The organism is uncultured Bacteroides sp., from assembly GCF_958445495.1.
GTDB lineage: Bacteria > Bacteroidota > Bacteroidia > Bacteroidales > Bacteroidaceae > Bacteroides.
This window is the reverse complement of record NZ_CAUCSQ010000025.1, coordinates 12,475-27,614: the sequence shown is the minus strand read 5'-3', so window position 1 is coordinate 27,614 and position 15,140 is coordinate 12,475. Positions and strand designations below refer to the sequence as shown.

Here is a 15,140-nt window from a genome sequence, read left to right as displayed (position 1 = left end):
ATGACAAACGTTATCAAAAACAATATTCCGAATACAGTAACCTGCCTAAACCTTTTTTCCGGTTGTATAGCTTGCGTGATGGCTTTCGAAGCCAGATACGAACTGGCTTTATCCTTTATCGTCCTAAGCGCCGTATTTGATTTTTTCGACGGGCTGCTGGCACGCGCCCTCAATGCACATTCCGTTATCGGCAAGGATTTGGATTCCCTTGCAGACGATGTCAGTTTCGGCGTAGCCCCTTCGCTCATCGTATTCTCGCTGTTCAAAGAGATGCACTATCCGGCAGGCATGGAACCGTTTGCTTCTTATCTGCCCTACGCAGCGTTTCTGCTCTCGGTCTTCTCCGCATTGCGACTGGCGAAGTTCAACAACGATACACGCCAGACAAGCTCTTTCATCGGACTTCCGGTTCCCGCAAACGCCCTGTTCTGGGGTTCTTTGGTGACCGGAGCGCATGATTTCCTGGTTTCCGGGAACTTCCATCCGGTCTGTCTTCTCCTATTGGTATGCCTGTTTTCAGGATTACTGGTATCCGAAATACCGATGTTCTCTCTAAAATTCAAGAATCTTTCGTGGAAAGACAACAAAATCAGTTTCATATTCCTGATTGTCTGCATTCCTTTTCTTGCGTTTTTGGGAATCACCGGCTTTGCAGCCATCATCGTATGGTATATCCTGCTATCACTTTTTACAAGAAAAAAATAAATAAACAATCTTTTGGCACGTTTGTTGTACTATGAGTTTTATTGAAGTTACATTAAAAACATAGCCCAATGCATATACTTTTATTCATATTCCTTTTCATCATCGCCATTGTCATATTCGGCCTTTCCATTGTCGGGTTCCTGTTAAGGAGCATCTTCGGAATAGGACGCCATTCGTCATCGCCCCATCCAGGACAATCCGGAAGGCATGCAGACCGGCAAGACAACCGGGAGTCCCGTCATTTCAACAACAATGATGATGAAGAAGAAATATTCACAGAAAACGTTCCGGCAAGAAAACACAAAAAAATATTCACCAAAGAAGACGGTGAATACGTAGACTTTGAAGAAATCAAAGAGTAACCCCTATTTTCGTTTCGCCATAAAAAAACGTTTCATAAACGCGGCGCATTCATCCGCCATCACTCCTTCGACAACCGCCGTCTTAGGATGCAAGGCCCCTGCCGCATACTTCCTGTAGCCGCGTTTCTCATCCCCCGCGCCAAATACGAGTTTTCCCATCTGTGCCCAGGCAATGGCTCCGGCGCACATCACACACGGTTCGACAGTCACATACAAGGTACACTCATTCAGATATTTGCCCCCAAGCACATTGGCAGCCGCAGTGATGGCCTGCATTTCAGCATGAGCCGTCACATCATTCAATGTCTCCGTGAGATTATGAGCACGCGCAATAATCCGCTCCTTACAGACAATGACAGCCCCCACAGGCACTTCTCCCCGTTCGGCAGCCTTTTCAGCCTCCAGCAAGGCCTGTTTCATAAAATAAATATCGTCCAACATAATGCTATCGTCTCATATCGTGTTCTCCGAAAAGAGTGGGATAATCCTCTTCCATGTTCTTATGAATAAACATGAGAATCGTCTCGCGAAGCCAACGTGACTTATTCGTTATCTTGTACTTATCAAGATAACGATTGACAATCCGCTGTTCGTCATCGCTTAATAAAATGCTCATCCGCCGCTCCCGTTTCGGGCAGTCGGCGTGCATTTTCAGACTTTTTTTACTTCTTTTTCCCATATTTCCTGCAAAATTACTTTTCCTTCTGTAAAAACAAAGAATAAAAACTGTAAATTTGCAAAAAAAGATGGCCAAACATAATGATTTAGGGAAAGCCGGCGAAAATGCCGCCGTACTCCACCTTGAAGAAAAAGGGTACTCCATCTGCCACCGGAATTGGCGCAAAGGACATCTTGAACTGGACATCATAGCGACCAACGGCAAGGAACTGGTTGTCGCGGAAGTAAAAACCCGCAGCAACACGGAATTCGCCCGGCCGGAAGACGCCGTCAACCTGGCGAAAGTCAAACGTACCGTCCGTGCGGCAGACACCTACATGAAGATATTCCAAATCGACATTCCGGTACGCTTTGACATTATTACCGTGATAGGCGACAATGAAGACTTCAAGATTGAGCACATGGAAGAAGCGTTTTTTCCCCCTTTATTCTAATACGGATTCCAGAGGGCGGGAGCCGCATGCCTTCCACCGGTTCCGGGAATCATTATACAGCCGGCCTCCAAACTTACAATCAACCGGTATGAACGTAGAAACAGCCAGAGAATACTGCCTTAGCAAGAAAGGAGTCACCGAATCGTTCCCTTTTGACGACGTGTCACTCGTCATGAAAGTCATGAATAAAATGTTCGCTCTCATCGACTTGGAACAAGCGGACCGTATCACTTTAAAATGCGACCCGGAAAAAGCAGTTGAATTACGCGAACATTATTCCGGTATCGAAGGAGCTTACCACTTCAATAAGAAATACTGGAACAGCGTCCGTTTCGACAGCGACATAGATGACAAGTTCCTGAAAGAACTCATCGACCACTCCTACAATGAAGTAATCAAGAAATTCACTAAAAAGTTACGTGCAGAATATGACGCCCTCCCCTGATACATTTCCCGTACCTCTGATACGCATTCATGAGACGAACTCCACCAACAACTATTTGCAGGCACTTTGCCGGCAACAACAAGTAGAAGAGTTCACCACCGTAGTCACGGATTTCCAGACAGCCGGACGAGGCCAGCGCGGGAACTCGTGGGAAGCGGCGCCCGGCAAGAACCTTCTTTTCAGTTTCGTGCTTTTTCCCCGATTCATAGAAGCGAGGCTGCAATTCCAGCTTTCCCGTATAATCTCTTTAGCCATCAAAGAAGAATTAGAGACCTATGCCGGCAATATCTCGATAAAATGGCCGAACGACATTTATTGGAAAGACCGGAAGATATGCGGGATACTGATAGAGAACGACCTGACAGGACGATACATCAGCCAAAGTATCGCCGGGATAGGAATCAACGTCAATCAAGAAGCCTTTTATAGCTCCGCCCCCAATCCCGTGTCCCTCAAACAAATTACAGGACAACAATACGACATGCTTGAATTACTAAAAAACACAATGCTCCGTATCCGGTCCTATTATAAACTCCTCTCCCTCTCCCCAAACGATGCGGAAACAATCATATGCCGATATGAAAAATCCCTTTTCAGAAAAGAAGGGATGCACAAGTATAAAGATGCCGGCGGAGAATTCTTGGCGCGGATTGTTTGCGTAGAGCCTGAGGGAAGGCTCATTTTGGAAGACGAGACACATGCCCGGAGAGGTTATATGTTCAAAGAAGTGGAATATATTCCGGAATAAATTACTCGCGAACCGGCAAAAATGCACTATCTTTGAAGCAAATGTTTTAATAAAAAACCTTCTTATTTTATGAAAACAAAATTAATTTTCCTGCTTCCATTCTTATGGTTACTGACAAGTTGCAACGATTCCGAATCGGATACGGACGTCTTAAAGGTATCGGAAACCTCATTCGACAAGGTCGATGCAAACGGGGCAACCGTTACCATTCATATTCAAAGCAATAAGGCATGGAGCATCAGCAGCAATAACTCATGGTGTGTCCCGGACGTGCCTGCAGGAGAGAACAACGGGAAAATAAAAATAGAAATAAATAAAAACGACGAAGGATATGCCCGCGCCGCAAGCGTTACGGTCAAAGCCGACGACAGGCAGGAAAAGATATTAATCATTCAAAACGGGAAACAACTTTCCCAGGAAGAATTAAACGAACATCATTACAAATTGCCGGTCATCTTCCACGTCCTTTACAAAGACAAAAACAATGAAACGCAATACATAAGGAACAACAGGGTCGCAGACCTGATTGTCGCCTGCAACAAATATTACCAGAACCTGTTAGGGAGCAACAGCGTTGACATGAACCTCGAATTTGTCCTCGCAACCAAAGACCCGGAAGGGAACACCCTCCCGGAACCGGGAGTCAACCGTGTCCAAGTAGATGAACCGGTAATGGACTGCGAGAAATTCATGGAAAACAAAGATAACCTCAAATACCTTTGGGATACGGACAGGTATATCAACATCATGTTATACACATTCAGCAACAGGAACATACTGGGAATCTCGCACATCCCCTACACCGCCAAGCCGGACAAACTGGACGGCCTGTACCAATTGGATTTTTTACCGGAACATGAAAGCCTGACGTATCCCCACTGCACATCCATCAATAATACGCATATCTATGAGAAACCCAGCATAGAGGGGATTAATTACAATTCACTGGACGTGGTAGCGACTATCGCCCATGAGCTGGGACATTATCTCGGCTTATTCCACGCCTTCAACGAAGAACAAGACGAAACGGGAAATACCGTCACCGACACATGCGAAGATACCGACTATTGCGAAGACACTCCGCCTTATAACAGGGCTGAATACGAAAACCGGCTGGAAAACTATATCCGAGATAACGGAGGACAGATTTATCTGGAAAATCTGCCCGTTCTGATGCTAAGAAAGAATTGCCAGGACGGAACGCTGTCCACTCCCAATAACGTGATGGATTATGAAATCTCCTTCGTAAACCGGTTCACAGAAGACCAGAGAGAAAGAATCCGCTATGTACTGACGCATAGTCCGCTCGTTCCCGGCCCCAAAGTCGCAAGAAGCGCCACGAGAGCCGTAACAACCCCGCAGGAATTTCCGATGAGAATGATGAAATAGGCAGGCATAAACCAAAGAGGCGGACCGCCTAACGGTTCACCTCTTTCTCTACCTTCAATATCTTATCCAATGTTTTTCGGGCTTCAGTGGACGGAAATCGCAAAACAACCTTTTCCAAGGCGTCCCGCGCCTTCTCATACCCTGTGTCGAACAATTTCGACAAACCGTCCCGGTAACGCGCATATTGCATTTTTGTCGGGGAAGAGAGTTTTTTATAATCGGCGTCCAGTTTCCTCTTCTCCTGTTCCGCCATCAAATAATAATAGTTGCCAAGAAAAATATTAGCGGCCAGATTATCCGCATCCAACAATAAAATCTTCTCATACATGCGCAATGCATCCTTTTCCTGCCCGCGGCACACCTGCATCTCCGCACACGATTCGAGATAGCCGACATTGCCGGGTTCTTTCTGAAGCAACTCCTTATAAAACAGATAAGCCTTGTCGTAATTCCTCTTCCTCTTATAAGCGACAGCCAGCTCATAAGCCAGTTTCACGCTGACCCCGCTGTTTTTATCGACACTCGTCCAGTAATACATTTCCGTACGTTCTATGTCCAGACCGATTGTTTGCCGGAAATAGCTCACAGCCTGCCCGTACTGCCCCGCTTCAATGGCGGCAGACACTTTCTTCAACATTCCGTCAACCGGCTGCGCTTTCAGATTCGGCATCACCGGCAATGAAAACAAAAATAAAAAGAGGATAGTTAAGGCTCTCATAATTTATTGATTGCTATTTTAGTTCGTGACATACAAAGATACAATAAAAAAATAAAAAACGTACCTTTGTCCGTGAAAAGAACAAACCATCCAACAAAAGTGTTTTTATAAAATGACAAAGATAAGACAATCCTCTGAAAACAGACAAATATTACAGATTGCCATACCGTCGATTATATCAAACATCACCGTCCCGTTACTGGGACTCATTGACGTAACCATTGTCGGACACCTCGGTTCCCCGGCATATATCGGGGCAATTGCCGTAGGAGGAATGTTGTTCAATATCATTTACTGGATTTTCGGTTTCCTTCGTATGGGCACAAGCGGGCTGACCTCGCAAGCCTACGGGCAACAGGATTCAGGTGAAATCAACCGGCTGCTGCTCCGTTCCGTAGGTACGGGATTCCTCATAGCCTTTTGCCTGCTGCTCTTCCAGTACCCTATCCTGAAATCGGCATTCACCTTCATACAAGCCACTCCGGAAGTCGAACAACTGGCAACCACCTATTTCCATATCTGTATCTGGGGAGCTCCCGCCACGCTGGGACTTTACGGATTCGCGGGCTGGTTTATCGGAATGCAAAATTCGCGTTTTCCGATGTACATCGCCATTACCCAGAACATCGTCAACATCGTAGCCAGCCTGTGCTTCGTCTATCTGCTGGACATGAAAGTGGCGGGAGTGGCCGCCGGAACCCTCATTGCACAATATGCGGGCCTCATCATGGCCGTATTATTGTATCTGCGCTATTACCGCACTTTCAGAAAACAAACCGTATGGAAAGACATCTGGCAGAAACAAGCCATGTACCGTTTCTTCCAAGTCAACCGGGACATCTTTTTCCGTACCCTCTGCCTGGTCACCGTCACGGTATTTTTCACTTCTGCAGGAGCCGCCCAAGGTGAAATCGTCTTAGCCGTAAATACCTTGCTCATGCAACTATTCACCCTTTTTTCCTACGTCATGGACGGTTTCGCCTATGCCGGCGAAGCATTGACGGGGCGATATATAGGAGCCGGAAACCAACCGGCTCTCCGCAACACGGTGAACCGCCTGTTTTACTGGGGAATCGGCCTGTCGGCAGCGTTCACCCTTTTATATGCGACAGGCGGAAAAATCTTCCTCGGACTCCTCACCGACAATCTTTCAGTCATAAACGCTTCCGACACCTATTTCTATTGGGCGCTAGCCATCCCCCTGGCAGGCTTTTCGGCTTTTTTGTGGGACGGGATATTCATCGGGGCCACCGCCACACGCCCCATGCTTTATTCCATGCTGGCGGCTTCCGCCAGCTTTTTCATCGTTTACAGCCTCTTCCATGACTTTCTGGGAAATCATGCATTATGGCTGGCCTTCCTCGTTTATTTGTCATTAAGGGGAATCGTACAAACTCTGATAGGAAGAAAAATCATAAAGAAAACAATCCCCCGCAGATAAAGGCTATCTGACAAATTATCTCTATATTTGTGGCAAATAATAAACTAAAAAAGGTATGGTAAAGTATAAAAGAATCTTGCTGAAACTAAGCGGTGAAAGCCTGATGGGCGAAAAGCAATACGGTATCGATGAAAAAAGGCTGGCGGAATATGCCGCACAAATCAAAGAAATCCATGAACAGGGCGTACAGATAGGCATCGTAATCGGCGGAGGAAATATCTTCCGCGGGCTGAGCGGAGCCAATAAAGGGTTCGACCGCGTGAAAGGAGACCAGATGGGAATGCTGGCAACCGTAATCAACAGCCTGGCATTGAGTTCCGCACTGGTAGCCGCCGGAGTGAAAGCCCGTGTGCTCACGGCAGTCCGGATGGAACCTATCGGAGAATTTTACAGTAAATGGAAAGCCATCGAATACATGGAAAACGGTGAAATCGTCATCATGTCCGCAGGAACGGGAAATCCTTTCTTTACGACCGATACGGGTTCCTCGCTGAGAGGCATCGAGATAGAGGCGGACGTAATGCTGAAAGGGACCCGCGTGGACGGCATCTATACGGCCGACCCTGAAAAAGACCCTACTGCCACCAAATTCCACGATATCACTTACGACGAAGTCTTGAAACGCGGACTGAAAGTAATGGACTTGACAGCCACCTGCATGTGTAAAGAAAACAACCTGCCTATCGTCGTTTTTGACATGGACACGGTAGGCAACCTGAAAAAAGTAATCGGCGGGGAAGAAATCGGCACCATCGTGCATAACTGATTTCCCTCTCCGAGCCAACTGCGACAAGGCGGGTCAGTTCATAAAAAAGACAAGCATGCTGTTGCAGATAAACAAAAAATGATATACTTTTGCTAACCAATCAACCGAATAGCAACTTTAATTATCAAAAATATGGTAGACGTAAAGACTTGCCTCGACAATGCACAAGAGAAAATGGATATGGCCATCATGTATTTAGAAGAAGCGCTGGCGCATATCCGTGCCGGAAAAGCGAGTACCCGCTTACTGGACGGTATCCGCGTAGACTCTTACGGAAGTATGGTTCCTATCAATAATGTAGCGGCCGTAACCACTCCCGATGCCCGTAGCATTGCTATCAAGCCGTGGGACAAAAACATGTTCCGCGTCATTGAAAAAGCGATTATCGACTCAGACCTGGGTATCATGCCCGAAAATAACGGTGAAATAATCCGCATCGGCATCCCGCCATTAACGGAAGAACGCCGTAAACAATTGGCAAAACAATGCAAGGCGGAAGGCGAAACGGCTAAAGTGAGCGTGCGCAACGCCCGCCGTGACGGCATCGACGCGCTGAAAAAAGCGGTAAAAGACGGATTGGCAGAAGACGAACAGAAAAATGCGGAAGCCAAACTGCAAAAGATTCATGATAAATACATCAAGCAAATCGACGATATGCTGATTGAAAAAGATAAAGAAATAATGACTGTTTAAACCGATAAGAAATTAAAGATGCAGAATGAAGAATACAGTGCTGCCGAATATCCGACGTGCAGCCGGTTCTTCATTCTTCATTTTTATTCTTCCACTTTATATGAAGGGATTAGTAATCAAAAACACGGGTAGCTGGTATCAGGTGAAAACCGATGACGGACAATTTATCGAATGTAAAATCAAAGGAAATTTCCGGTTAAAAGGCATTCGCAGTACCAATCCGGTAGCCGTAGGCGACCGTGTCCAGATTATACTCAACCAGGAAGGAACCGCTTTCATCAATGAAATAGAAGAGAGAAAAAACTACATCATCCGCCGTTCCTCCAATCTCTCCAAACAATCCCACATACTTGCCGCTAATCTCGACCAATGCATGCTGGTGGTTACCGTCAACTACCCCGAAACCTCTACCGTTTTCATCGACCGTTTTCTCGCATCCGCAGAGGCTTACCGGATTCCGGTGAAATTGATATTCAACAAGACGGATATTTATGACGGGAACGAACAGCATTACCTGGATGCCCTGATTAACCTGTACACCCACATCGGCTACCCCTGCTTCAAGGTTTCCGCCAAAAACGGCGACGGAATAGACGAAATAAAAAGAATGCTGGAAGGCCGGATTACTCTTTTTTCCGGACATTCCGGAGTCGGCAAATCCACCCTTATCAATGCCATACTGCCGGGGATAGAGACAAAAACCGGAGCAATCTCCGCTTACCACAATAAAGGAATGCATACCACGACCTTCTCCGAAATGTTTCCGGTAGACGGAAACGGATATATCATCGACACTCCCGGCATTAAAGGGTTCGGCACATTCGATATGGAAGAGGAAGAAATCGGCCATTATTTTCCGGAAATATTCAAAACTTCCGCCAACTGCAAATACGGCAACTGCACACACCGCCATGAGCCGGGATGTGCCGTACGGAAAGCGGTGGAAGAGCATCTAATCAGCGAATCCCGGTATGCCTCATATTTAAACATGCTGGAAGATAAAGAAGAAGGGAAATACCGTTCCGCATACTGAACCTCTCTTTTTCCGTTCTGTCAATTAACTATTTTTTACCTTTTTTCTTATTAAACCTTTCTCTCCGGAAGGTGTCTAACTTTATAAGAATATTATGTAACATGCTATATACGATACTAAACCATGAATAAGAAAACGAAATGGGGCATCATCGTACTTGTTGGTGCCGGAATTATCGGTGGAGGAATCTACTCGCAATTACCAAAGAAAAACGACGAACTAGCTGCCGCCGACAAAATAATGGGCAGCAGCCCTAAAAAAGGAAAACAGGCCTTAAATGTGAATGCCAAAATCATCAAGCCTCAACTGCTGACTGACGAATTTACCACTACCGGAGTACTCTTGCCGGACGAAGAAGTCAACCTGTCTTTCGAAACTTCCGGAAAAATTGTCGAAATCAATTTTGAGGAAGGCACAGCCGTCAAAAAAGGACAACTGCTTGCCAAAGTCAATGACCGGCAACTGCAAGCACAGCTACAACGGTTGGTTTCGCAATTGAAACTGGCGGAAGACCGCGTATTCCGTCAAGACGCCCTGTTGAAACGGGATGCCGTCAGTAAAGAAGCGTATGAACAAGTCAAAACGGATTTGGCGACCTTAAACGCCGACATAGAAATTATAAAAGCCAATATCGAACTGACCGAACTCCGCGCCCCGTTTGACGGAATCATCGGATTGCGGCAAGTCAGTGTCGGAACCTACGCCTCCCCGACCACAGTCGTTGCGAAACTGACTAAAATCGCACCGTTGAAAGTAGAGTTTTCCGTACCGGAACGGTATGCCAAACAAATAAAAAAAGGGACCAACCTGAATTTCAGCGTCGAAGGGAACCTCGATGCGTTCGGCGCACAGGTATATGCGGTGGAGTCCGCAATCGACCCGAACCTGCATCAATTTACGGCGCGCGCATTATATCCCAATATCAACCACACCCTGCTTCCGGGCCGCTATACAAGCGTCCTGCTGAAAAAGGAGGAAATTCCGGATGCCATCGCCATCCCGACCGAAGCAATAGTGCCGGAAATGGGAAAAGACAAAGTCTACCTGTATAAATCCGGAAAAGCCGAACCCGTAGACATCATCACCGGTATCCGCACCGCATCGGAAGTACAGGTCATCAGAGGATTGCATGCAGGAGACACAATCATTACTTCCGGAACATTACAGCTCCGCACCGGACTCGACATAACACTTGACAAGATTGACTGATTTGATATTGCGATTCATAAACTGCCGGAATGCACCAGGCATTCAACGTTTATAAATCCTCCCAACCGAAAATCAGCCACAATTCGTAATTCAAAAATCATAAACCTATGAATATATCTGAATTAAGCATACGCCGTCCGGTATTAGCCACAGTATTGACTATCATTATCCTCCTTTTCGGATTTATCGGATACAACTACCTGGGTGTCCGTGAATATCCTTCCGTGGATAACCCCATCATATCCGTCAGTTGCTCCTATCCGGGAGCCAACGCCGATGTTATCGAGAATCAGATAACCGAACCGCTGGAACAGAACATCAACGGTATTCCCGGTATCCGTTCTTTGTCCAGTGTCAGCCAGCAGGGACAAAGCCGCATCACTGTAGAGTTCGAACTGTCGGTCGACCTGGAAACAGCCGCCAATGATGTCCGCGACAAGGTTTCACGCGCCCAACGTTACCTGCCGCGCGACTGCGACCCTCCTACCGTATCAAAAGCCGACGCCGACGCCCAACCCATCCTAATGGTCGCCCTCCAAAGCGACAAGCGCTCATTGCTGGAATTGAGCGAAATCGCGGATTTGACAGTCAAAGAACAGTTACAGACAATATCCGACGTGAGCAGCGTCTCCATCTGGGGAGAGAAACGTTACTCCATGCGTCTCTGGCTCGACCCGGTCAAGATGGCGGGTTACGGCATCACGCCTATCGACGTCAAAAATGCGGTCGACAATGAAAACGTCGAACTCCCTTCCGGAAGCATCGAAGGAAATACGACCGAATTAACCATCCGTACGCTGGGGTTGATGCATACCGCCGACGAATTCAATGACTTGATTGTCAAAGAAGAAGACAACCGCATCGTACGATTCAGCGATATCGGGCGCGCCGAACTCGGCCCCGCCGACATCAAAAGTTATATGAAGATGAACGGCGTGCCGATGGTGGGTGTCGTAGTTATCCCGCAGCCGGGAGCAAACCACATCGAAATCGCGGATGCCGTATATCAACGCATGGAACAAATGAAAAAGGACTTGCCGGAAGACGTGCACTACAATTACGGTTTCGACAACACCAAATTCATCCGTTCCTCCATTGACGAAGTAAAGTCTACCGTGTACGAGGCTTTCATACTCGTTATCATCATCATCTTCCTCTTCCTGCGTGACTGGCGCGTCACACTGGTTCCGTGCATCGTAATTCCCGTATCCCTTATCGGCGCATTTTTCGTCATGTACCTGGCGGGATTTTCCATCAACGTACTCTCGATGCTCGCCATCGTGTTGTCCGTGGGACTGGTGGTCGATGACGCCATCGTAATGACAGAGAACATCTATATCCGCATTGAAAAGGGAATGAGCCCGAAAGAAGCGGGAATCGAAGGGGCCAAAGAAATCTTCTTCGCCGTTATTTCAACGACAATCACACTGATTGCCGTATTTTTCCCCATCGTTTTCATGGAAGGAACCACAGGACGGTTGTTCCGCGAATTCAGTATCGTAATTTCAGGTTCAGTGCTGATTTCCTCTTTCGCCGCGCTGACTTTCACGCCGATGCTGGCGACCAAATTACTTATCAAACGGGAAAAGCAAAGCTGGTTCTATACCAAAACAGAACCTTTTTTCGAAGGCATGAACCGGTTGTACAGCCGTTCGCTTGCCGCTTTCTTGAGCAAACGATGGATTGCCCTTCCCTTTACCCTCATCACCATCTGCTTAATCGGTTTCCTGTGGAATGCCATTCCCGCTGAAATGGCTCCGTTGGAAGACCGTTCGCAAATCAGCATCAACACGCGAGGCGCAGAAGGGGTCACTTATGAATACATCCGGGATTACACGGAAGACATCAACCTGCTTGTAGACTCCATCCTGCCCGATGCGGAATCCGTTACCGCCCGCGTATCCAGCGGAAGCGGAAACATACGTATCACCCTGAAAGACATGAAAGACCGTGACTATACACAGATGGAAGTTGCCGAAGAATTGTCCAAAGCCATACAAAAGAAAACGATGGCGCGCTCATTCGTACAACAGCAATCTTCCTTCGGCGGACGCCGCGGCAGCATGCCTGTCCAATACGTGCTTCAAGCGACGAACCTGGAAAAACTGGAAAAGGTATTGCCTGAATTTATGACTAAGGTATATGAAAACCCTGTTTTCCAGATGGCGGACGTCGACTTGAAATTCAGCAAGCCGGAAGCGCGCATACAAATAAACCGCGACAAGTCGAGCATTATGGGCGTAAGCACCAAGAACATCGCCCAAACATTACAGTACGGATTGAGCGGGCAACGCATGGGATATTTCTATATGAACGGAAAACAGTATGAGATTCTGGGAGAAATCAACCGCCAGCAACGGAATAAGCCCGCCGACTTAAAAGCGATTTATGTCCGCAGCGACGACGGAGACATGATACAGTTGGACAACCTGATTGAGTTGGAAAACGGAATCGCTCCTCCTAAACTGTACCGTTACAACCGTTTTGTTTCGGCAACGATTTCCGCGGGACTGGCCGACGGGAAAACAATCGGGCAAGGACTGGACGAGATGGACAAGATAGCTAAAGAAACCCTGGACGATTCTTTCCGCACCGCCTTATCCGGCGACTCCAAAGAATACCGCGAAAGTTCTTCCAGCCTGATGTTCGCCTTTATTCTGGCTATCGTGCTGATTTATCTGATTCTCGCCGCCCAATTCGAGAGCTTCAAAGACCCGCTGATTATCATGTTGACAGTGCCGTTGGCAATCGCCGGCGCCCTGGTCTTCATGCACTTCGGAGGTATCACGATGAATATTTTCAGCCAAATCGGTATCATCATGCTAATCGGGCTGGTAGCCAAGAACGGTATCCTAATCGTAGAGTTCGCCAACCAGAAACAAGAAGCCGGAGAGGATAAGATGAGCGCCATTAAAGACGCATCCTTACAGCGCCTTCGTCCGATTCTGATGACAAGCGCCTCCACGGTCCTCGGACTTATCCCGCTGGCCTTCGCCACCGGTGAAGGCTGTAACCAGCGCATCGCCATGGGTACGGCAGTAGTAGGCGGAATGGTCGTATCGACCCTGCTTACCATGTATATCGTGCCTGCCATTTACAGTTACATCTCGACTAACCGAATCAAAAGAACAAACGAATGAAACAAAAAGGTATCTGTATGAAACGTATCATATATATAACCGTTGCATGTGCCTTCCTGTCAGCCTCCTCTGCAAAGGCGCAACAAGTCCTCACCCTGAAAGACTGCCTGGAAGAAGGACTGCAAAACAATTACTCTCTGCTCATTGTCCACAATGAAGAGCAAATCAGCAAGAACAACGCGACGTTAGGAAACGCCGGCTATCTGCCTACACTGGATTTCTCCGCCGGATATACCGGAAACCTGGACAATATAGAAAGCAAGACCCGTGCTACCGGAGAAATAACCAAAAACAACGGGGTCTACGACCAGACAGTCAATGTCGGCCTCAACCTCAACTGGACGATTTTCGACGGTTTCAACATCAGCACGACCTACAAGCAACTGAAAGAACTGGAACGCCAGGGCGAAACCAACACCCGTATCGCCATCGAGGATTTCATCGCCAGCCTTGCCTCCGAATACTATAACTTTATCCAACAGAAAATACGGCTGAAAAACTTCCATTATGCCATGTCCCTCTCCAAAGAACGTCTGCGCATAGCGGAAGCGAGCCACCTTGTCGGGAAGTTCTCAGGGCTGGACTACCAGCAAGCCAAAGTGGACTTCAATGCAGACAGCGCCCAATATATAAAACAGCAGGAATTATTGCACTCTTCACGTATCCAGTTGAACGAGCTGATGGCTAACGATGATGTCAACCAAATCATCGTTATCAAAGACACCACGATTGACGTGCGCAGCGACCTGAGATTCGAAGAGTTATGGAATGCGACACTGGCAACCAACGCCTCTCTGCTAAAAGCCGACCAGAACACCGTACTTGCGCAATTAGACTACAAAAAGATAAATTCGCGCAACTATCCATACCTCAAACTAAATACCGGGTACGGATATACTTTCAATAAATACGACGTCAATGCGACCAGCAGAAGGGGCGAACTGGGTTTCAACGTAGGAGTCACCATCGGATTCAACATATTCGACGGTAACCGCCGCCGTGAAAAGCGCAACGCGACCCTGACTTTTAAAAACCGCCGTCTGGAACGCCAGGAACTGGAATTGGCCCTCCGTTCCGACCTTAGCAACCTGTGGCAAGCCTATCGCAATAATCTTCAACTCCTGAATCTGGAAAGACAGAACCTCATAACCGCCAAAGACAACCACGATATCGCAATGGACCGTTACATACAGGGAGACCTTTCCGGTTTCGAAGTACGGGAAGCGCAGAAGAGCTTATTAGACGCGGAAGAACGTATCCTTTCCGCCGAATACAACACCAAACTTTGCGAAATCTCCTTACTGCAAATCAGCGGGAAGATAACAAAGTACCTGGAATAACCCGCGGCGATGCCCTATCGCAGAAGCCGTCTTGCTTGC

Annotated in this window: 16 protein-coding genes; 13 read left to right on the top strand and 3 right to left on the bottom strand. The window is 47.4% G+C overall.

What is annotated here, in order from left to right; all coding sequences use genetic code 11:
• Together pssA and Q5076_RS10220 are read left to right on the top strand one after the other, a co-directional pair.
• Positions 1–705 (top strand): CDP-diacylglycerol--serine O-phosphatidyltransferase, encoded by a 705-nt coding sequence (gene pssA / locus Q5076_RS10225; protein WP_303012934.1) that lies wholly within the window; start codon positions 1–3, stop codon positions 703–705.
• Positions 706–773: 68 nt separating this feature from the next.
• Entirely contained in the window at positions 774–1,067 is a 294-nt protein-coding gene (locus tag Q5076_RS10220; RefSeq protein ID WP_303012932.1) for a DUF4834 family protein, read from the top strand.
• 3 nt (positions 1,068–1,070) lie between these two features.
• Here Q5076_RS10220 and Q5076_RS10215 read toward each other — a convergent pair whose 3' ends face one another.
• Positions 1,071–1,508 carry a nucleoside deaminase gene (locus tag Q5076_RS10215; protein ID WP_303012930.1) on the bottom strand — a complete coding sequence of 146 codons (438 nt, stop codon included), beginning with the start codon at positions 1,506–1,508 and terminating at the stop codon, positions 1,071–1,073.
• A gap of 4 nt (positions 1,509–1,512) precedes the next feature.
• Positions 1,513–1,746 carry a hypothetical protein gene (locus Q5076_RS10210; RefSeq protein WP_303012929.1) on the bottom strand — a complete coding sequence of 78 codons (234 nt, stop codon included), beginning with the start codon at positions 1,744–1,746 and terminating at the stop codon, positions 1,513–1,515.
• 67 nt (positions 1,747–1,813) lie between these two features.
• On the opposite strand from Q5076_RS10210, the gene Q5076_RS10205 reads away from it, so the two are divergent.
• From Q5076_RS10205 to Q5076_RS10190, 4 genes are all read left to right on the top strand, one after another.
• A complete protein-coding gene (locus Q5076_RS10205) occupies positions 1,814–2,179 on the top strand; it encodes a YraN family protein (protein ID WP_303012927.1) in 366 nt (121 codons plus the stop codon).
• A gap of 88 nt (positions 2,180–2,267) precedes the next feature.
• Positions 2,268–2,624 (top strand): MmcQ/YjbR family DNA-binding protein, encoded by a 357-nt coding sequence (locus Q5076_RS10200; RefSeq protein WP_303012926.1) that lies wholly within the window; start codon positions 2,268–2,270, stop codon positions 2,622–2,624.
• On the top strand, positions 2,608–3,372 hold the full coding sequence (locus tag Q5076_RS10195) for a biotin--[acetyl-CoA-carboxylase] ligase (RefSeq protein ID WP_303012924.1): 765 nt from the start codon (positions 2,608–2,610) through the stop codon (positions 3,370–3,372). Before Q5076_RS10200 ends, Q5076_RS10195 begins: the two co-directional genes overlap by 17 nt.
• Positions 3,373–3,441: 69 nt before the next feature.
• Positions 3,442–4,761: a zinc-dependent metalloproteinase lipoprotein gene (locus Q5076_RS10190; protein WP_303012922.1), complete on the top strand. Its 1,320-nt coding sequence runs from the start codon at positions 3,442–3,444 to the stop codon at positions 4,759–4,761.
• Between the two features lie 28 nt (positions 4,762–4,789).
• Here the strand turns inward: Q5076_RS10190 and Q5076_RS10185 are convergent, their stop codons facing one another.
• Positions 4,790–5,479 carry a lipopolysaccharide assembly protein LapB gene (locus tag Q5076_RS10185; protein ID WP_303012920.1) on the bottom strand — a complete coding sequence of 230 codons (690 nt, stop codon included), beginning with the start codon at positions 5,477–5,479 and terminating at the stop codon, positions 4,790–4,792.
• 112 nt (positions 5,480–5,591) lie between these two features.
• Here Q5076_RS10185 and Q5076_RS10180 point away from each other — a divergent pair, with 112 nt between their 5' ends.
• From Q5076_RS10180 to Q5076_RS10150, 7 genes are all read left to right on the top strand, one after another.
• Positions 5,592–6,920 carry an MATE family efflux transporter gene (locus Q5076_RS10180; RefSeq protein ID WP_303012918.1) on the top strand — a complete coding sequence of 443 codons (1,329 nt, stop codon included), beginning with the start codon at positions 5,592–5,594 and terminating at the stop codon, positions 6,918–6,920.
• 55 nt (positions 6,921–6,975) lie between these two features.
• Positions 6,976–7,686 carry a UMP kinase gene (gene pyrH / locus Q5076_RS10175; protein ID WP_303012916.1) on the top strand — a complete coding sequence of 237 codons (711 nt, stop codon included), beginning with the start codon at positions 6,976–6,978 and terminating at the stop codon, positions 7,684–7,686.
• A gap of 132 nt (positions 7,687–7,818) precedes the next feature.
• The gene (frr, locus tag Q5076_RS10170; RefSeq protein WP_303012915.1) at positions 7,819–8,379 is read left to right on the top strand and encodes a ribosome recycling factor; all 561 of its coding nucleotides are present in this window, start codon (positions 7,819–7,821) and stop codon (positions 8,377–8,379) included.
• A gap of 100 nt (positions 8,380–8,479) precedes the next feature.
• Complete coding sequence (rsgA, locus tag Q5076_RS10165; RefSeq protein ID WP_303012973.1) at positions 8,480–9,412, top strand: ribosome small subunit-dependent GTPase A; 933 nt, start codon at positions 8,480–8,482, stop codon at positions 9,410–9,412.
• A 123-nt stretch (positions 9,413–9,535) separates the two neighbouring features.
• The gene (locus Q5076_RS10160) at positions 9,536–10,621 is read left to right on the top strand and encodes an efflux RND transporter periplasmic adaptor subunit (protein WP_303012913.1); all 1,086 of its coding nucleotides are present in this window, start codon (positions 9,536–9,538) and stop codon (positions 10,619–10,621) included.
• A 107-nt stretch (positions 10,622–10,728) separates the two neighbouring features.
• A complete protein-coding gene (locus Q5076_RS10155; RefSeq protein ID WP_303012911.1) occupies positions 10,729–13,761 on the top strand; it encodes an efflux RND transporter permease subunit in 3,033 nt (1,010 codons plus the stop codon).
• Positions 13,758–15,101 carry a TolC family protein gene (locus Q5076_RS10150; RefSeq protein WP_303012909.1) on the top strand — a complete coding sequence of 448 codons (1,344 nt, stop codon included), beginning with the start codon at positions 13,758–13,760 and terminating at the stop codon, positions 15,099–15,101. Before Q5076_RS10155 ends, Q5076_RS10150 begins: the two co-directional genes overlap by 4 nt.
• The last annotated feature ends 39 nt before the right edge of the window (positions 15,102–15,140 follow it).